Source organism: Aristaeella lactis (assembly GCF_018118585.1).
Classification (GTDB): Bacteria; Bacillota; Clostridia; order Christensenellales; family Aristaeellaceae; genus Aristaeella; species Aristaeella lactis.
In genome coordinates, this window is sequence record NZ_CP069421.1 from 98,171 (window position 1) to 115,511 (window position 17,341).

The following is a 17,341-nucleotide window of genomic DNA, read 5'->3' on the forward strand; positions in this document are numbered from 1 at the left end:
AATTAATGGAAGAATCCACCGGAAAACGTTTCTCTTTCAGCATTCCGGTTTCGGAATGCTGTTCGGTATTTTTCCTGTACCTTCGTTGACTCTCAACAGTCAGAAACCTATAATAGGCTTAATCATTTTTAAGGAGGCGGAAGTCATGGCCAAACTGACCATCGACCGTGAGACCTGCAAGGGCTGCGGCCTCTGCGCCGATGTCTGTCCCAAGCATCTGCTTGCCCTGAGCAAGGAGATCAACACCAAAGGTTATCATCCCATCGGAATTACGGACCAGGGAGCCTGCATCGGCTGCGCGTTCTGCGCACGGATGTGCCCGGATGCCGTAATCAAGGTAGAAAAATAAAGGAGGAAGCGAGTCCATGGGTGAAAAAATGCTCATGAAGGGGAATGAAGCCATCGCCGAAGCCGCGATCCAGGCAGGATGCCGCTTCTTCTTCGGCTATCCCATTACCCCCCAGAACCAGATCCCGGAATACATGTCCAAGCGGCTGCCCAAGATGGAAGGCGGCTGTTTCCTGCAGGCGGAAAGTGAAGTTGCCGCCATCAATATGGTATACGGCGCTGCCGGTGCCGGCGCGAGGGTTATGACATCCTCCTCCAGCCCGGGAATCTCCCTGAAGCAGGAAGGCATCAGCTATATCGTCGGCGCGGAACTGCCCTGCGTTATCGTGAACATGGTGCGCGGAGGCCCCGGACTGGGATCCATCCAGCCTGCCCAGAGCGACTACTATCAGTCCACCCGCGGCGGCGGACACGGCGATTACCGCATGCTGGTGCTGGCACCCTCTTCCGTACAGGAAGCGGTAGAGCTGACCCAGGAAGCTTTTGACCTGGCTGACAAGTACCGGAACCCTGTGCTGATCATGGGTGACGGTCTGATCGGCCAGATGATGGAGCCTGTGGAAATGCCGGAACGCAAGGAACGGACCGACCTGCCCGCAAAGACCTGGGCAGCCACCGGCTGGACTCCCGACTGCGGCCGCGAACGGGCGATCATCAATTCCCTGTACATCGATCCCGCTGTGCTGGAAAAGCATGTGAACAAGCTGTACGCCAAGTACGCTGTGATGGAAGAGCAGGAATGCCGCTGGCAGGAAGAAATGACCGAGGACGCGGACTATGTGATCGTAGCCTACGGCACCACTGCCCGTATTGCCCGCAGCGCCATGCGCAAGCTGCGCGAAGAAGGCATCAAGGCCGGCCTGATCCGTCCCATCACCCTGTGGCCCTTCCCGGCGGCTCCCATCGCGAAGGCTGCTGAGCACGCGAAGGCTTTCCTGACCGTGGAAATGAGCATGGGCCAGATGGTGGACGACGTGAAGCTGGCTGTGGACGGCAAAAAGCCCGTACACTTCTTTGGCCGCACCGGCGGTATTGTGCCGACGGTCCGGGAGATCATCACCCAGGTGGAAGAACTTGCGAAAGGGGGCAAATGAGCATGGCTGTTGTATATGAAAAAACAAAGCTGCTGACAGACAAGCCGCTGCATTACTGCCCCGGCTGCACACACGGCATTATTCACCGCCTGGTGGCGGAAGCCATTGACGAACTGGGCATCCAGGGAAAGACCATCGGTATCGCGCCGGTTGGCTGCGCCGTGTTTGCCTATGACTATTTCAACTGTGACATGATGGAAGCTGCCCACGGCCGTGCTCCGGCGGTGGCGACCGGCTGCAAGCGGGTGAATCCGAACAATATCGTTTTCACCTACCAGGGCGACGGCGACCTGGCCTCCATCGGCGCGGCGGAGATCACCCATGCGGCGACCCGCGGTGAGAACATCACGGTTATCTTTGTGAACAACGCCATTTACGGCATGACCGGCGGCCAGATGGCTCCCACGACCCTGCCCGGACAGGTGACCACCACCTCTCCCTACGGCCGGGATCCCAAACTGTGCGGCTATCCCATCCGGGTCAGCGAAATGCTGGCAACCCTGGACGGACCGGCTTATATTTCCCGGGTGTCCGTGCACGACGTGAAGCACATCATGGAAGCGAAGAAGGCCATCAAAAAGGCTTTCGAAATGCAGATTGCCGGCAAGGGCTTCTCGCTGGTTGAAGTGCTGTCCGCCTGCCCCACCAACTGGGGCATGACTCCCCAGGAAGCGCTTAAGTGGGTGGAAAGCAACATGATTCCCCAGTATCCGCTGGGTGTGAAAAAGGAGGTTGAGTGATCCATGGAAGCTCAATTCCTCATTGCCGGATTCGGCGGACAGGGCGTGCTGCTGATCGGCCAGCTGCTTGCCAAGGCTGCCATGCATGAAGGGATGAACGTCTCCTGGATGCCGTCCTACGGCCCGGAGATGCGCGGCGGCGAAGCCAACTGCGCTGTGGTTATTTCCGATGAACCCATCGGTTCCCCGCTGGTGACGGAAATCCCGATCGCTGTTATCATGAATAAGCCCAGCATGATCAAGTTCACTCCCGCTATGGAAAAGGGCGGCATCATGCTGTATAACTCCTCCCTGATCGATATCACCCCGGACCGGGACGATATCACCGCGATCCCCGTGGACTGCAACGGTATCGCGGAACAACTGGGGAACAGCCGTACCGCCAACATGGTTATGCTCGGTGCGATCATCGCCAAAACCGGCGTGATCAGCATCGATTCCGCCATGGAAGCCCTGAAAGCCACCTTTGGACCGAAGAAGGAACATCTGCTGCCTATCAACCGGCAGGCGATGGAGAAAGGCGCGGAAGCGGTCAAATAAACCCTGTAAAGCAACAGCCCGCGGCGTTCAGCCGCGGGCTGTTATTCTGTTCTGACGCTTATTTGCACAGCGCAGCAGCGACCTGCGCGCCGAGCCTTGCATTGTTGTAAACCAGCTGGATGTTCGCCTTCAGGGAATCACCGCCGGTCAGCTTCTGGATCTTGTCCAGAAGGTAGGGAGTCGTTTGCTTGCCATGGATGCCGAGACGTTCACATTCGGCAATGGCTTCATTGATATTGGCGTTGATGTAGTCAGGATCCATGGAATATTCTTCAGGAATCGGGTTTGTGACCAGCATACCGCCCTGCAGGCCGCATTCCAGCTTGACCCGGAAAGCTTCCGCAATCTCTTTGGGCGTGTCGAGACGGTAATCCACTTTGAAACCGGAAGAGCGGGTGTAGAAGGCAGGAAGCTCTTCGGTTCCGTAGCCGATCACCGGCACACCATGGGTCTCAAGATATTCCAGAGTCAGGCCCAGGTCCAGGATGCTCTTGGCACCGGCACAGATGACCATCACAGGGGTCTGTGCCAGTTCTTCCAGATCGGCAGAGATATCCATGGTGGTTTCGGCTCCGCGATGGACACCGCCGATGCCGCCGGTGGCGAAGACACGGATGCCTGCCAGTGCGGCGCCGATCATGGTAGTGGTTACGGTGGTGGCACCGTCCTCACCGCGCATCAGCAGTACGGGCAGATCGCGGCGGCTGGCCTTGGTCACCGCCAGGCCCTTTTTGCCCAGGTATTCGATCTGTTCCGGCGTGCAGCCGACAGTGATCTTTCCCTGGATAATGGCAATGGTGGCGGGCACAGCACCGTTTTCACGGATGATCTTTTCCACGTTCAGCGCGGTCTCCACATTCTGGGGATAGGGCATGCCGTGGGAGATGATGGTGGATTCCAGGGCCACAACGGGTTTGTTGGCGGCCAGGGCTTCCTGCACCTCAGGGGAGACGGAAAGGTATTTGCTCAGGTTATTCATGATGACACTCCTTTTTTATCGTGTCCCTCCGCTGTGTCAGGGCGGAAGGAATGTCTGATGTGATCACATCTGGAAACTCAGTTTCAGGTCAATGGCTTCCGGGGAAAGACGGGGGCTGACCGCGGAAGAATCCTCGGCACAGATGGCGGCGGCAGCCAGGGCGCGCCTTGCTCCTTCCATGGTATTCAGGCCGGTCAGGTAGGCATCGGCGGCGGCGGCCACAAAGGCATCTCCGCAGCCGGTGGTGTTGACAATGACTCCCGGAATACAGGGGAGAAGCGCTCCGCCATCCCGCATGTCATCCGCCCAGACGCCCCGGTCTCCCAGAGACAGATAAACCCGGCGTACACCCAGACGGTGCAGCGCATCCGCCGCACGGCTCAGGTTCAGGTCACCCTGGATGGTCATGCCGGTCAGCAGTTCCGCTTCCGGAATGTTGGGCTTGAGCAGGGTCAGGCGGGACAGCAGCGGCCTGAGCCTGGATGCTTTGGAAACGGAAACCGGATCCGCAGCTATGGGAACGGTAATGTTTTTCGCGATCCACGCAAGGGTTTCCTCCGGCAGGTTTGCGTCTGCGACAACCATGGCCCCATGGTTCAGAACCGGCAGGAGAGGCTCCAGTTTTGCGGGGGTCAGTTCGTCACAGATGTCCATGTCGGAAACAGCCGCGTTCAGGTCTCCGTTCTGTTCATTGACGCACAGGTAGACAGAGGTCCGGCCGGCGGGTTCAATGAAACTGTACTGCAGGTCGATCCCGACATTCAGGCAGTGCTCGCGGATCACGCTGGCATAAGGATCATCACCCATAATGGTGATCAGGGAAACCGGCCTGCCCAGCAGGCGAAGGTTTTCCGCAATGTTACGGCCGACACCGCCCGGTGAAAGCATGACCCGGCCGGGATTGGAATCTCCCGGACGGAGCGGACCGGCAGGCGTGCCGGACATATCCATATTCACCGCACCGATGACATAGACAGGACTGTCGGTGCGCAGCAGGGTGCGGTCAAAGATGGATCTTTCCCTGTGCGGAACAGGGGATGTGAACAGGTTCAATGGATTCCCTCCCCGGTGACAGATTGTGTATGATGCAGAACAGGTCCAAGGGTTCGGGATGACAGACAGACAGCCGGGCGATGAGCCCGGCTGCCTTTTATGTCATTTCAGCATTGACTTTTCCCAGCAGTCATAAGGCTTCAGCCCCAGCAGCTCCACCACTGTGGGAGCCACGTTGGCCAGGCCGAAAGGACTTTCGGTGTCCATTTCATGCCGTTCGTCCGCATCATGGATGATGAAGGGAACGGGACGCAGACTGTGGGCGGTACGGACGGAAACAACGCCCTTCTTGTTCTTTTCGAGCATCTGGTCACTGTTGCCGTGGTCAGCGGTTACCACCAGGATGCAGCCGTGCTCATCGCAGGCTTTGAGGATCCGGGTCAGGCAGAGGTCCACGGTCTCCACGGCGATTTCCGTGGCTTCCAGGTTACCGGTGTGGCCGACCATATCTCCGTTGGGGAAATTGCAGCGGATAAAGCCGTATTTGCCGCTTTCGATCGCTTCAATCACCAGGTCGGTGATCTCGGTGCCCTTCATCCAGGGGCATTCATCAAAGGAGCGGACATCGGAAGGAACTTCCTGCCAGGTTTCCAGCTCTTCGCTGAATTTTTCACTGCGGTTGCCGTTCCAGAAGTAGGTCACATGACCGTATTTCTGGGTTTCGGAGCAGGCGTACTCGTTGATGCCGTTTTCCACCAGCAGCTCGGTCAGTGTGTTGCGGATTTGGGGCGGATTCACCAGGTACTTGTGCGGAATGTGCAGGTCTCCGTCATACTCCAGCATGCCGGCGTAGAGCACGTTCGGCACTGCGCCGCGGTCAAACTTGTCGAAGGAGGCATCGCCGTCAAAGGCCATGGAGAGCTCCAGGGCGCGGTCGCCGCGGAAGTTGAAGAGGATGACGCTGTCGCCGTCCTTCATGGCACCGACGGGGGTTCCGTTTTCAGCGATCACGAAGCCGGGCAGATCCTGGTCGATGACACCGGGCTGTTCAGCGCGGAAGGTTTCGATGGCTTCCTTCGCGGAGGCAAAGGCGCGGCCTTCACCGTGCACGTGGATGTTCCATCCCTTTTCAACCATGCTCCAGTTGGCCTGGTAGCGGTCCATGGTGATCTGCATACGGCCGCCGCCGGAAGCGATGCGGACGTCATAGGAGGCATCCTTCAGCTCGGCGATGGTGTTTTCCAGCTGATCCACATATTCCAGGGCGGAGGTGGCGGGAACGTCACGGCCGTCCAGCAGGATGTGAACGCGGGCCTTGCTGACGCCTTCAGCCTTGGCTTCCTTCAGCATGGCGAGCAGGTGTCCGATATTGCTGTGGACGTTACCGTCGCTCAGCAGGCCAATAAAATGAAGGGCTCCGCCGGAAGCTTTCACACCGGCAACCAGGGTCTTCCAGGTTTCGGAAGCGTAGATGTTTCCGCTTTCGATGGATTCGTTGACCAGCTTGGCACCCTGGGAATAGATCTGGCCGCAGCCCAGCGCGTTGTGGCCGACTTCACTGTTGCCCATATCATCATCTGAGGGAAGGCCGACAGCCGTTCCGTGGGCTTTGATGATCCGGAAGGGATCATTGGCTTTCAGTTTATCCAGCGTGGGAGTGGTGGCCTGCATGACCATGTTTCCGAGCGCGTCGGATGATTCACCCACACCGTCCATGACGACCAGTACAACGGGCTTTTTCATTTCGGATATTCCTCCTGTTGAAGATAATTGGAATCCCTTTCCGCCAAGGGCGGAACGGGAGATGTCTAACCCTATAAACGATACAGGAAACCGGTCAAAAAGTCAATGTCGGGATTTCGTGAAAAGGTGTTGCCGGGAACGGCAGGAACAACGTATAATGAAAGAACAGAGATCCGAAACGGAAAGGGGAATCCCCATGGCATTTTTACAGGTTCAGTTTTTCTCCGCGGCACTGAACGTCGCGTCCACCGTCAATGTGATCCTTCCCGAGGCAAACCAGGGAATCGGAATGGGCGCGTCCAGGGATGAAAGGCTGCCGAAGGTGCTTTACCTGCTCCACGGATACAGCGACGATCATTCCATCTGGATGCGCAGAACCTCTGTGGAACGGTACGCGGCGAATCACAACCTGGCTATTATCATGCCGGCAGTCAATCACAGCTTTTACTGCAATGAGACTTACGGGGAGAAATACTGGGATTATGTGAGCGATGAGCTGCCCAGGACCATGCACCGCTTTTTCCGGCTGAGCAACAAGCCGGAGGATACCTATGTGGCCGGTCTGAGCATGGGCGGCTACGGCGCCATGCGGCTGGCCCTGACCTATCCGGAGCACTTTGCCGGCGCGGCTTCCTTCAGCGGCGCGGTGGACCTGGAGACGATCTTCTACCAGCGGCACATCGGAACTGAGATTGACCGCGTGTTCGGAGACCAGAAGCAGATCAAAGGCACGGAATACGATCTGTTTTACCTGACAGAAAAGAACGCGAAGGCCGCACACAAGCCCTGGCTGTATGTCAGCTGCGGCACAAAGGATTTCCTTTTCGACCAGCACAAGGCGTTCGTCCCGAACCTGAGAAAGAACGGCTGGGACGTGATGAGCTATGAGGAACCGGATGCCATTCATGAGTGGGGATTCTGGGATCAGCAGATCAAGGCGTTCATTGAACTGATTTATGCAAGGGAAGACACAGAAGGGGATTGACGAACAGGACAGAAGTCCCTATAATGTACCCGTACATTGCGTACCGCTTAAAGCTTCTTCGGGGATGGGTGAAATTCCCTACCGGCGGTAAAGCCCGCGAACTGAGCCCTGCTCAGCCGATCCGGTCAGATTCCGGAGCCGACAGTAAAGTCTGGATGAGAGAAGAACGGAACAGAGTTAAATATGCGCCTGCGCGCTTTTAAAGCTCTCCGCCCCTTGAAGCAAACCGAGAAGTTGCTTTGAGGGGCGCGCTTATTTGAGGAGGGCTTTTCCATGACCAGTACCACACAAACCCGTTTTTCTGTCGGCGTGATGACCCGCATTGCCATTCTGGCGGCGGCGGCATCCATCCTGTTCCTGCTTGAGATTCCTGTGGTGGCTTTCTATAAGCTGGACCTTTCCAACATTCCGGTCCTGCTGGGCGCCTTCTCCATGGGAACTGTTCCCGGACTGATCATCCTGGGCATCAAGAGCGCTATCGGCCTGCTGCATTCCTCCAGCGCCGGCGTCGGCGAACTGGCGGACTTCATTATGGGTGCGGCTCTGGTGATTCCGGCTTCGCTGATCTATCACCGGAACAAGACCCGTAAGAACGCGATCATCGGTATGGCCGTCGGCACCGTGTGCATGATCATTGCCGGCATCCTGATGAACAAGTATGTGCTGATCCCCTTCTACATGGGCGCGTATCATATGGATATGGAAGGCATCATCCGGTTCGCCAAGGTGGCCTTCGTTGACAGCGAATGGAAACTGCTGCTCCTGATCACCGGCCCCTTCAATCTGCTGAAGGGCGTTGTGCTGAGCATTGTGGCCGGGCTGATCTACAAGCCCCTGTCCCCGATCCTGCACGGCAAGATCCGTTAAACAGCCTCTTCCTTGAGGGCTGAGTTGGGAGAAATCCCTCTCAGCCCTCTTTTTTTCATGCTTTTTCACGGCGTTCATGGTATAATCCGTATAACCTGACGCCCGGAAGACGCGGTCAGGGACTGACGGAGAAGGGAAAGAAAAAACGATGCCGATGGACGGACTGACGGTAGGATTTGCCGCCAGGGAACTGGATGATATCCTCCGGGACGGACGGATCGACAAGATCACCCAGCCGGAGCGTGATACGGTTGTGCTGGTGATCCGCGCGGGAGGCGCGAACCACAGGCTTCTTTTATGTGCCTCGCCGAACAATGCCCGGTGCCACCTGACCATGAACAGCTATTCCAACCCCCTTGAACCGCCGGCTATGTGCATGCTGATGCGCAAGCAGATCGCCGGTGCCAGGATCACAGGTGTCCGCCAGGTGGAGGGGGATCGGATCGTTCATGTGGACATGGACGCGGTCAACGAACTGGGGGATCATGTGCTCCGCCGCCTTGTGCTGGAGATCATGGGCCGGCATTCCAACCTGCTTCTGCTGGATGAGAATGACCGCATCCTGGAAGCAACCCGTCATGTGAATCCGGAAATGAGCCGTGTGAGGCAGATCCAGCCCGGCATGACCTACCTGCCGCCGCCTGCCCAGGACAAACTGAATCCGCAGACGGTGACAGCGGACGAATTATACGCCCGGCTGGTCAGCCTTCCGGAAGGAAAACTGAGCCGCAGCCTGGCGGATACCGTGACCGGACTCAGCCGCGCTGCGGCGGAGGAACTGGCATGCCGTGTACTGCAGCCCGGCGAGGAATGGCCGGGGAACCTGCGGGATGCCTGTGAACGGCTGGCAGATTTTCTGGGAAGACTTCCCCAAATGGCGGATCCGCGGGTGCTTTTCGGGGAGAACGGGGAAACAGAAGACGTTTTTCCTTTCCCGTATCTGTCCAGACGGACGGACAGTCAGCGGCCGTACAAGACCCTGAGCGAGGCGCTGGAAGTGTATTTCGGAACCCGGGATGCCCGGGACCGGCTGAACCAGAAAAGCGCTTCCATGGTTCGGATGCTGAAGGGGCAGATGGACCGCTGCCAGCGGAAGCTGGCGCTCCAGGAGGAAGAGCTTTCCTCCGCGGAACGGATGGAGGAATACCGCCGGATGGGGGAGGTGATCAACGCCAACCTGTACCAGCTGAAGAAGGGTATGACGGAAGCGGTGCTGCCGGACTGGAACGATCCGGACGGCGGAACGATCACCGTGCCGATGGATATCAGACTGACGCCGAGCCAGAACGCCCAGAAGTATTTCAAAAAATACCAGAAGGCCCGCTCGGCCCGGGAAGTTGCCGCACAGCAGCGGGATAAGACCCTGGAGGAGATGGATTATCTCGAGGGCATGCTGCTGGACGTGGACAAGTGCGTCGGGGAAAGCGAACTGGAGGAAATCCGGCAGGAGCTTGTACGCACGGGCTACATGAAAAAAACAGCCAACCGCCGCCAGCAGCGCCAGCTGCCGGGCAGCAAGCCGTACCGTTATCAGTCTGATGACGGAATTGAGATCCTTGTGGGAAAGAACGCGGCTCAGAATGACCGGATCACCCTGGGAGCAAAGCCGGAGGAGACCTGGCTTCACGCCAAGGATATGCCGGGAAGTCACGTGATCATCTGCCGGGAGGGAGAAATCCCCCTGACCACAATGAAGCAGGCCGCCCTGCTGGCTGCCTGGTACAGCAAAGGACAGCGGAGTTCCCTGGTGCCGGTTGACTATACCCTGCGCAAATACGTCAAAAAACCTTCCGGAGCTGCACCCGGAAAGGTGATCTATACGCACCAGAAAACAGCGTATATGACACCGGAAGAGGAAGAAATAAAGAAGATCAGGCTTTTAGAAGCCTGATCTTCTTTATTTCAATGCAGAATGCAGAATTATATATGGTTTACTGCCGGGATATATCCAATTATCCATTATGAATTATGAATTGTGAATTATGAATTCACTGGTCTCCCTTGAGGGTGTGGTAGATGGCGTCGAAGCAGGTTTTGATCTTGTACTTCGTGGTCAGGAGGCAGCCGTAGGGGCTGTTCAGGTTATAGACATAATTGCCCTTCATGCCCTCATAGGCATCCACAAGGCCCCAGATACACACAGCGGTCAGCGGAGCGCTTTCTTCTGTGTTGGCCTTCATGAAGACGTCACTGAACAGCTTGGAATAGAAGGCATCATGTTCCGCGACTTTGGTTTTGTCAAAGTTGCGGACAGCCATTTCCGTCAGCTGGACGTCCACACCGAGGGCCGCGTAGGTCTGGATGGATTTCTTCACATTGGTGATGATGGAAGGATCCAGGCAGCCGCTCTGTGTACCGTAGCCGCCCATATATCCCTGCATGCCGATACCATCGATGAGAGAACGGGGATTGCCCTCCTCGTCGGTGGCGTAGGACTGGATGCGCTTGACCAGCGCACAGGCAGCGCCGCGCTTGTCCGGGAAGAACAGGTTATAGTCGTTATAGAAGAGCTTGATATCCGCGCCAAGCTTTTCCTGGGTGTTCCGGGCGCAGAGGAAGGCATATTCAACGTAATCCGGTCCGACATAGTCCAGGAAGCAGTTGCTTTCACCGCTGCGCTTTGTGCGGATATGGCACGGATCGGAGGCCTTGTACTCGCCGCCGTTATCGCCGATGGCTTCATTGACCACATCCCAGCAGTAGATAACGCCGGGGAACTTTTCCTCAAAGTGGGTCATAACCTGGTCAATATAGCTGGCCAGGCGGGCACGCATGGTTTCCCGGTCCGCAATGGGCTTGGTCACGTCATAGTCTTCATGGAAGAACCACTGGGTCATGTAGGCATCCCAGACCAGCACGTGGCCCCGGATGCTGATGCCCTGCTTCTGTGCCCAGGAGATCATATAATCCGCCTGGGAGTAATTCATGCGGGGCATGCCGTCCTCTGCCTTCTGGGATTTCCGCTGGTCCAGCAGGGAGTAAGCCTTGGTTTCGTTGCAGCAGGTGAGGGAGTTGAAATGCCGGGACAGGAAGGAAAGGAAGGTCTTGTTGTTCATGTCCTGGGCACCGAAAGCACCGCCCAGCTTAAAGCCGTAGGGTTCTGCCAGTTTCCAGAGAGGATCATAGTCATCGGATACGGTGCCGGCTTCCTCGGCCGGAACAGCGAGGGGAATCAGGCAGATCAGGAGGGCGAGGAGCAGGGAAAGAAAGCGTTTCATAAGGGGAAGTCTCCTTTGGGGGAAAGTGATGAGTTTAGATTTAAGAGTTAATAGTTTAGAGTTGTCTGATGATGCGGTCATCAGACTTCCTCCATCGTGCAGCCGCCGATGAATTCCCGCAGCAGGGACAGCGGCGGAATCTCATTCAGGACCTCCTCGTCCACATCCGGCAGGTAGTTCAGTACCTTGATCAGGCGGCGGGAGAGCAGGTAGTTGGGGGAAGAGGACGGCACATCCATCAGCAGTTTATAGGCGAACAGCTTCAGGATGGGCAGTTCATACTGGAGGGCAGTGTTGAACATGCTGTCCGCGTTCTCCTGATAGGTGAAGATGTATTTCTCTTCCGCACTGCGAACCCGGGGCCACATCTCCAGCGTGGTTTCCGGCGGATAGCCGCGGAACTGGTTGTCCCGGACAATCCGGCGCAGCAGGCGGACGTCTGTGGTTCGGATCCGGTTATGGTCATCCAGGTTCAGGACGGTCAGCGCACTGGCGAAGATCTTGTAGATCTCGTCCGCGGGCAGCATCTCGCATACCTGCGGATTCAGGCCGTGGATTCCCTCCATGATGATGATCTCACCGGGAGCAAGGGAGGTGGGAGGCGTCATGTAATCCTTGGTACCGGAGGCGAAGTCGAAGTTGGGCATGAAGACTTCCTCGCCGTTCAGCAGCCCGGTCAGGGTGTCGGAGAGCAGCTTCAGATCCAGGGCGTCTATGGAATCATAGTCCTTGGTTCCGTCTACCTGCAGGGGCATCTCATCACGGTTGATAAAGAAGTCATCCATGGAGATCCGGCGGCAGGCGTGGCCGTACATCTGCAGGTGCACACCGAGGCGTCCGGAAAAGGTGGTCTTGCCGCTGGAAGAGGGACCGGCCACAAGCACGATGTGTTTATTCTGCTCATGGATGTTTTTGGCGATCTTATGAATGGCGGCTTCATGAAGCGCTTCGTTCACACGGATGAAGTTCCGCAGCTTTTTATGCTCGATCATTCCGGAAAGATCGGAAACATTGGTGACGCCCAGGATCTCGCACCATTCAGCACTCTGATTGAAAATTTCCAGGTGTTTCGGGCGGTAGACATAAGGCGCGGCGTGATCGAAGTCCGCTCCGGCAGGAAGCTGCAGGACGAAACCGCCCCGGAGCTCAAACATGGTGAAGACTTTCACGTAGCCGGTGGATACGGTCATGGCGCCGTAGAAATATTCCCACATTCCGTCGATGCAGTACATATTGAAATAGGGAACGGTACGATGCTTCAGCAGGTTGACCTTGTCCGGCATCTGCTCTTCCTCAAAATACCGGATGGCTTCTTCCTGGGTCCAGCGCTTCTTTTCAAAGACCAGGTCCAGTTCCGCGATGCGGCGCATCTCGTTCTCGATCCGGACAATATCCTGGCGGTGCAGCTCGATGCCGGGCAGGCGGACAAACACGCCGTAGCCCACGGAATACTCAATGCGAACCCGCTGATAAGGATAAAGATGACGAAGGGCCAGCAGCATCACAAAGCGCAGGGAACGCTCGTAAATGCGGCGGCCTTCCTCGTTTTCCAGCGTCAGGGGAGTCAGAGTACAGTCCTGGCGAAGCACGTCATTGAGCTCGCAGACCACGCCGCCGGACTGGGCTGCCAGGGTGCCGCGGGGAAACGCGCCAAGCGCTTCCAGGCAAGCCTTGACAGTGGTGCCTTCCGGGAATTCTTTTTCGTTGTTCATTGAACGGATAATCATATGGTAACCCTCCTGTCAATAATCTTGGGGGACTATTGCGCCATTATCGTGCCAAATGAGCCGGGCAAAGGGTTGGGGTTATGAATGATGGAGATTTAATCAAAAGGCATACTGGAAACTTCCGCGTTCAGCAGTTCCTCATCCGGGTCGGGAAGGGAACCGTGCTCCGCCAGGTAATGCTCCAGGCGCTGCTGCATCTGCAGCTGCTTGGTATGGACATAAGCTACGTTGGCGTGAGTTGCCGGCGCGGTGGTGCGGGTCATGATCTTCTTGCCGTCATCATCAATACGGAAACGGAGGCGGATCAGGATCCGGCCGTGGCTTTTGCATTTGGCAACAGCGATATATTTGTCGGCACTCTGTTTAATATATTCGCCATCCAGGGCCAGAACCCTTCCGCACCGGGGACAGGTGGGATGAATGGCGGAATCACTCGCAAGTGCTTCCCTGACGGAGACAAAGACTTCACCGGGGGTCTTTTCACGGGCGGAACGGCGGCCGTGGATCAGTTCTTTCGGCTGGCGGGCATAATTCAGTACCGCGGAAGGATCCGGCAGGGTGCGGAATACCAGCGCGGTATACCAGGCATCGTTCAGCGCGTTGTGGAAAGCCATGCTTTCATCCGGCTCGATGTTCATCATTTCCATGGCGGCTTTCAGGCCGGCACGGTCCTTCAGTTTGTGCTCCTGGCTGAAAAGCTGCTGGATGTCGCACAGGGAGGGAAGGGGGATATCTTCACAGTGGAAGAAATGAATATTCTGGTACAGGACGCTGACGTCATCAATTCCCCAGGTGAGCAGGGTATAATCGTCCCCGCACCAGGCGGCGAACTGCTCTAGCGCTTCCCGGAAAGCCGGGGCTCCGGCCAGGGTTTCCGAGTCCAGTCCGGTCATCCGGCGGATTCTGGGATGGATACGCAGGTAGTGGGTCGGGGCGATGGGAATGGAAATGGAATCGGCGGGATTCAGGTCCGTGTCGAGCTTTACGGCACCGATCTGGATCATTTCAAAAATCAGTTTGTCGCCCACCTCACGATAGGTACGGCTCTGGTAGGAGATGGGCTGGTTCCATTCCAGGTCAAGGATGATGTAGGTCATAGTTTCCTCAATTCATAATTCACAATTCATAATTCATAATTACAGAGTGTGATCACATGCGGACGCGCTTTGTCCGGCTAACGCCCCTGTGCTCCAGGAAATCTGAAGATTATACCCGCCGGTATGGGCGTCGACGTCGATCATTTCGCCGGCGAAATACAGGTTGGGGATCAGTTTGCTGCGCATGGTGCCGGGCTCAATCTCTTTCACGCTGACACCGCCGCGGGTAACCACCGCCTCATCGATGGGGCGCGGCGCTTTGATGGTCAGGGGAAGGGCCTTGAGCGCCGCAAGCAGCTGCTCCCGCTGGGCGGCAGTGATCTGGTTGCAGGGCAGATCCGGGGAAATACCGCACAGCCCGGAAAAGATCGAGGCAAAGCTGGCGGGCAGCAGGCCGGGCAGGACGCTTTTCAGCTGCTTTTTTCCGGCTTCTGTGAAGTCCCGGCGAAGACGGGCGTCCAGCTGTTCCCGGGTAAGTCCGGGTTTCAGGTCAATGAACAGCCGGCCTCCCTTGGCGGGCTGGGGCAGGTGACAGCTTGCCTCCAGGACCAGGGGACCGGAGATCCCGAAGTGGGTGAAGAGCATTTCGCCCAGTTCCGAATACAGTGTTTTTTTCCCGGAAACCAGGGACAGGGTCACATTCCTCAGGCTAAGCCCCTGCAGGGAACGAGGCCAGGTTTCCTCTGTTTCCAGTCCCACAAGGACAGGAGAAGGAGGAGTGACGGTATGTCCGAGGGCTTCGGCAAAACGGAAACCGTCTCCGGTGGAACCGGTGGAGGGGTAGCTCAGTCCGCCGCAGGCCAGGATGACCGCGTCCGCGGAAAGAAAGGTTCCGTCTGTCAGCTCGGCGCCGGTGATCAGTCCGTTTTCGGTTTTCAGGCAGCGGACATCACAGTTCAGGCGGATTCGGACATTCCATTTCCGAAGGAGCCCTGTGAGGGCTTTGGTGACATCGCTTGCTTTTTCGGAGGAGGGGAAGACCCGACGGCCGCGCTGAACGGTGACAGGACATCCGTTTTCCTCCATCAGGGCCATCATATCCCGGGACGAAAAAAAACTCAGCGCGCTGTACAGGAACCTCGGATTGCGGGGAACCTGGGCGAGGAATTCGTCCAGATCGCAGTCGTTGGTCAGGTTGCAGCGGCCTTTGCCTGTAATATAGACTTTCTTTCCGAGTTTTTCGTTCTTTTCCAGCAGGGTCACTTCTGCGCCTGCGCGGGCGGCAAAAACAGCAGCCATCATGCCGGCTGCGCCGCCACCGATGACCAGTATTTCAGCCATGATTGATCAGCCTCCAAATCGAAACGGCAGAAACGGCGGAAACGCTTTCCGTTGTTCCTGTGAAAGTATACGGGAAAAGGAGAAATTATGCAAGAAAACCGAAAAAAAGAGCTTGACTTTAGCTCGGTAAAGTGATAATGTACTGATGTGATCCGAAAAGCGGATCCGTATCTGATTATCTGAGGAGGATATCACTCATGAAAAAACTGCTTGCTCTGGTGCTGACCCTGTGCCTGGCCCTCGGTGTTTCTCTGGCTTCCGCGGAAACGTTTAAAATGGGTATCGACCCTGAATATGATCCCTTCAGCTATATGGGAAATGACGGTGATTACACCGGCTTTGATGTTGCTGTATGCAAGGCTGCCTGCGAACTGGCCGGTCTTGAATGGGAAGCCGTCCCGGTGGACTGGGACTTCAAACTGCAGATGCTGGACGCGAAGGATGTTGACTGCGTATGGTCCGGTATGACTATTAAGCAGTCCATGATCGACGCCGGATACGTACTTTCCGCTCCCTACTATGAGAGCTGGCAGGTTCTGGTGGTTCGCGCGGACAGCGGAATTGAAACTTCCGCGGATCTGGCGGGCAAGGTGGTTGCCGTTCAGCTGGGCACCTCCGGCCAGGATCTGCTGGAAGGAGACCTGACGGATCTGTCTTCCACCTTCAGCGCACTGACCACCCTGAGCAGCTTCAACCTGTGCTTCAAGGAACTGGAAGGCAATGCTGCGGACGCGGTGTTCGTGGACTTCCCCGTGGCAGAGAAGTACGTGGCGGAGCATCCTGAACTGAAGATTCTTGATGAGAAACTGGGCTTCGAAGAATACGGCATATGCTTCCGCAAGGACGACACGGAACTGTGCAAGAAGATCGAAGACGCCGTGGCTGAACTGGTCGCCAGCGGAAAATACGCGGAGATCGCCGCGGAGTATCCCAACATTGTGGATAACCTGATTTTCCTCAAGAACGCTGAATAAGCAAATCAGGCATTTATTCCCCGGAAGTGTTCAGCGCTCCCGGGGACTTTCATTTTCTGACAGAGAAGGGGATCAACCATGCCGCTGATAACCATGATCACCAAGATGGGAGAAGGCCTGGAAAAAACCTGTTACATTTTTTTCCTGACTCTCCTGTTCAGTCTTCCGCTGGGACTGATTGTGTCGCTGCTGCGGATAAGCAAGAACAAAATCATATCCTCTATTGCAAAAGTATATATATCCATCCTGCGGGGTACTCCGCTGATGCTGCAGCTGCTGGCTGTAACCTACGGACCCTACTACCTGTTCGGACTTAGCGTTTCCCGGAATAAACTGATTCCGGTGGTGATTGCCTTTTCCCTGAACTACGCGGCCTATTTTGCCGAGATCTACCGCGGCGGCATTGAGTCCATGAGCCAGGGACAGTATGAGGCGGCGGAGGTGCTGGGCTATACAAAGTTCCAGTGTTTCATGCGGATCATCCTGCCCCAGGTGATCAAACGGATCCTGCCCTCGGTGACCAACGAGATCGTGACCCTGGTGAAAGATACATCCATGGCTTTTACCGTGGCCTATCAGGAGATGTTCACCATCGGCAAGCAGATCGCGAATTCCCAGACCAGCTTTATGCCCTTTGTGATCGCGGGTGTGTTCTATTTCCTGTTTAACGCGATTGTGGGCTGGGTTATGGGACGGTTTGAAAAGAGACTGAGCTATTATAAGTAATTCATAATTCAGAATTCATAATTCAGAAT

At 56.4% G+C, this 17,341-nt stretch carries 16 protein-coding genes and 1 riboswitch; of the genes, 9 read left to right on the top strand and 7 right to left on the bottom strand.

The genetic code is table 11. From position 1 onward, the window contains the following. The first annotated feature begins 145 nt into the window (after nt 1-145). Genes JYE50_RS00425 through JYE50_RS00440 form a run of 4 tightly spaced genes read left to right on the top strand, consistent with a single transcriptional unit; the run spans nt 146 to nt 2,722 of the window. On the top strand, nt 146-349 hold the full coding sequence (locus JYE50_RS00425; RefSeq protein ID WP_084095921.1) for a 4Fe-4S dicluster domain-containing protein: 204 nt from the start codon (nt 146-148) through the stop codon (nt 347-349). Between the two features lie 16 nt (nt 350-365). Continuing rightward, a complete protein-coding gene (locus JYE50_RS00430; RefSeq protein ID WP_084095922.1) occupies nt 366-1,442 on the top strand; it encodes a 3-methyl-2-oxobutanoate dehydrogenase subunit VorB in 1,077 nt (358 codons plus the stop codon). Between the two features lie 2 nt (nt 1,443-1,444). Then, on the top strand, nt 1,445-2,182 hold the full coding sequence (locus JYE50_RS00435) for a thiamine pyrophosphate-dependent enzyme (protein ID WP_084095923.1): 738 nt from the start codon (nt 1,445-1,447) through the stop codon (nt 2,180-2,182). 3 nt (nt 2,183-2,185) lie between these two features. Next, nucleotides 2,186-2,722 carry a 2-oxoacid:ferredoxin oxidoreductase subunit gamma family protein gene (locus JYE50_RS00440; RefSeq protein ID WP_084095924.1) on the top strand — a complete coding sequence of 179 codons (537 nt, stop codon included), beginning with the start codon at nt 2,186-2,188 and terminating at the stop codon, nt 2,720-2,722. Nucleotides 2,723-2,780: 58 nt separating this feature from the next. Here JYE50_RS00440 and JYE50_RS00445 read toward each other — a convergent pair whose 3' ends face one another. The 3 genes from JYE50_RS00445 to gpmI form a co-directional block, all read right to left on the bottom strand. Then, nucleotides 2,781-3,701, bottom strand: coding sequence for a pseudouridine-5'-phosphate glycosidase (locus tag JYE50_RS00445; protein ID WP_084095925.1), 921 nt, complete (start codon nt 3,699-3,701; stop codon nt 2,781-2,783). Nucleotides 3,702-3,764: 63 nt separating this feature from the next. Beyond that, nucleotides 3,765-4,754, bottom strand: a complete 990-nt coding sequence (locus JYE50_RS00450) for a carbohydrate kinase family protein (RefSeq protein ID WP_084095926.1) — start codon at nt 4,752-4,754, stop codon at nt 3,765-3,767. A gap of 102 nt (nt 4,755-4,856) precedes the next feature. After that, the gene (gene gpmI, locus JYE50_RS00455) at nt 4,857-6,437 is read right to left on the bottom strand and encodes a 2,3-bisphosphoglycerate-independent phosphoglycerate mutase (RefSeq protein WP_084095927.1); all 1,581 of its coding nucleotides are present in this window, start codon (nt 6,435-6,437) and stop codon (nt 4,857-4,859) included. A gap of 157 nt (nt 6,438-6,594) precedes the next feature. Here gpmI and JYE50_RS00460 point away from each other — a divergent pair, with 157 nt between their 5' ends. The 3 genes from JYE50_RS00460 (at nt 6,595) to JYE50_RS00470 (ending at nt 10,180) form a co-directional block, all read left to right on the top strand. Then, a complete protein-coding gene (locus JYE50_RS00460) occupies nt 6,595-7,422 on the top strand; it encodes an alpha/beta hydrolase (RefSeq protein WP_179138334.1) in 828 nt (275 codons plus the stop codon). Between the two features lie 50 nt (nt 7,423-7,472). Then, nucleotides 7,473-7,593, top strand: a riboswitch (FMN riboswitch). Between the two features lie 102 nt (nt 7,594-7,695). Beyond that, nucleotides 7,696-8,289 (top strand): ECF transporter S component, encoded by a 594-nt coding sequence (locus JYE50_RS00465; protein WP_084095928.1) that lies wholly within the window; start codon nt 7,696-7,698, stop codon nt 8,287-8,289. Between the two features lie 148 nt (nt 8,290-8,437). Continuing rightward, entirely contained in the window at nt 8,438-10,180 is a 1,743-nt protein-coding gene (locus JYE50_RS00470) for an Rqc2 family fibronectin-binding protein (protein ID WP_084095929.1), read from the top strand. A gap of 97 nt (nt 10,181-10,277) precedes the next feature. Here JYE50_RS00470 and JYE50_RS00475 read toward each other — a convergent pair whose 3' ends face one another. The 4 genes from JYE50_RS00475 to JYE50_RS00490 all read right to left on the bottom strand — a co-directional run bounded on the left by JYE50_RS00475 (nt 10,278) and on the right by JYE50_RS00490 (nt 15,612). Then, nucleotides 10,278-11,507: an endo-1,4-beta-xylanase gene (locus JYE50_RS00475; protein WP_179138335.1), complete on the bottom strand. Its 1,230-nt coding sequence runs from the start codon at nt 11,505-11,507 to the stop codon at nt 10,278-10,280. An 80-nt stretch (nt 11,508-11,587) separates the two neighbouring features. Next, nucleotides 11,588-13,234 carry a nucleoside kinase gene (locus JYE50_RS00480; RefSeq protein ID WP_084095931.1) on the bottom strand — a complete coding sequence of 549 codons (1,647 nt, stop codon included), beginning with the start codon at nt 13,232-13,234 and terminating at the stop codon, nt 11,588-11,590. Nucleotides 13,235-13,329: 95 nt separating this feature from the next. Then, on the bottom strand, nt 13,330-14,331 hold the full coding sequence (locus JYE50_RS00485) for a 3'-5' exonuclease (protein WP_084095932.1): 1,002 nt from the start codon (nt 14,329-14,331) through the stop codon (nt 13,330-13,332). Nucleotides 14,332-14,370: 39 nt separating this feature from the next. Beyond that, nucleotides 14,371-15,612, bottom strand: a complete 1,242-nt coding sequence (locus tag JYE50_RS00490) for a BaiN/RdsA family NAD(P)/FAD-dependent oxidoreductase (RefSeq protein WP_084095933.1) — start codon at nt 15,610-15,612, stop codon at nt 14,371-14,373. 197 nt (nt 15,613-15,809) lie between these two features. Between JYE50_RS00490 and JYE50_RS00495 the strand changes: the two genes are divergently transcribed. Both JYE50_RS00495 and JYE50_RS00500 read left to right on the top strand, forming a co-directional pair. Further along, a complete protein-coding gene (locus tag JYE50_RS00495) occupies nt 15,810-16,586 on the top strand; it encodes a transporter substrate-binding domain-containing protein (protein WP_084095934.1) in 777 nt (258 codons plus the stop codon). 78 nt (nt 16,587-16,664) lie between these two features. Further along, complete coding sequence (locus JYE50_RS00500) at nt 16,665-17,312, top strand: amino acid ABC transporter permease (RefSeq protein WP_084095935.1); 648 nt, start codon at nt 16,665-16,667, stop codon at nt 17,310-17,312. Nucleotides 17,313-17,341: the final 29 nt, after the last annotated feature.

Excerpts from the sequence above, each read along its gene's own strand:
- JYE50_RS00480 (WP_084095931.1), bottom strand. The coding sequence starts at position 13,234 with ATGATTATCCGTTCAATGAACAACGAAAAAGAATTCCCGGAAGGCACC.
- JYE50_RS00485 (WP_084095932.1), bottom strand. The coding sequence starts at position 14,331 with ATGACCTACATCATCCTTGACCTGGAATGGAACCAGCCCATCTCCTAC.
- JYE50_RS00475 (WP_179138335.1), bottom strand. The coding sequence starts at position 11,507 with ATGAAACGCTTTCTTTCCCTGCTCCTCGCCCTCCTGATCTGCCTGATT.
- JYE50_RS00465 (WP_084095928.1), top strand. The coding sequence starts at position 7,696 with ATGACCAGTACCACACAAACCCGTTTTTCTGTCGGCGTGATGACCCGC.
- JYE50_RS00440 (WP_084095924.1), top strand. The coding sequence starts at position 2,186 with ATGGAAGCTCAATTCCTCATTGCCGGATTCGGCGGACAGGGCGTGCTG.
- JYE50_RS00470 (WP_084095929.1), top strand. The coding sequence starts at position 8,438 with ATGCCGATGGACGGACTGACGGTAGGATTTGCCGCCAGGGAACTGGAT.
- JYE50_RS00490 (WP_084095933.1), bottom strand. The coding sequence starts at position 15,612 with ATGGCTGAAATACTGGTCATCGGTGGCGGCGCAGCCGGCATGATGGCT.
- JYE50_RS00495 (WP_084095934.1), top strand. The coding sequence starts at position 15,810 with ATGAAAAAACTGCTTGCTCTGGTGCTGACCCTGTGCCTGGCCCTCGGT.
- gpmI (WP_084095927.1), bottom strand. The coding sequence starts at position 6,437 with ATGAAAAAGCCCGTTGTACTGGTCGTCATGGACGGTGTGGGTGAATCA.
- JYE50_RS00445 (WP_084095925.1), bottom strand. The coding sequence starts at position 3,701 with ATGAATAACCTGAGCAAATACCTTTCCGTCTCCCCTGAGGTGCAGGAA.
- JYE50_RS00435 (WP_084095923.1), top strand. The coding sequence starts at position 1,445 with ATGGCTGTTGTATATGAAAAAACAAAGCTGCTGACAGACAAGCCGCTG.
- JYE50_RS00425 (WP_084095921.1), top strand. The coding sequence starts at position 146 with ATGGCCAAACTGACCATCGACCGTGAGACCTGCAAGGGCTGCGGCCTC.
- JYE50_RS00460 (WP_179138334.1), top strand. The coding sequence starts at position 6,595 with ATGAAAGAACAGAGATCCGAAACGGAAAGGGGAATCCCCATGGCATTT.
- JYE50_RS00500 (WP_084095935.1), top strand. The coding sequence starts at position 16,665 with ATGCCGCTGATAACCATGATCACCAAGATGGGAGAAGGCCTGGAAAAA.
- JYE50_RS00430 (WP_084095922.1), top strand. The coding sequence starts at position 366 with ATGGGTGAAAAAATGCTCATGAAGGGGAATGAAGCCATCGCCGAAGCC.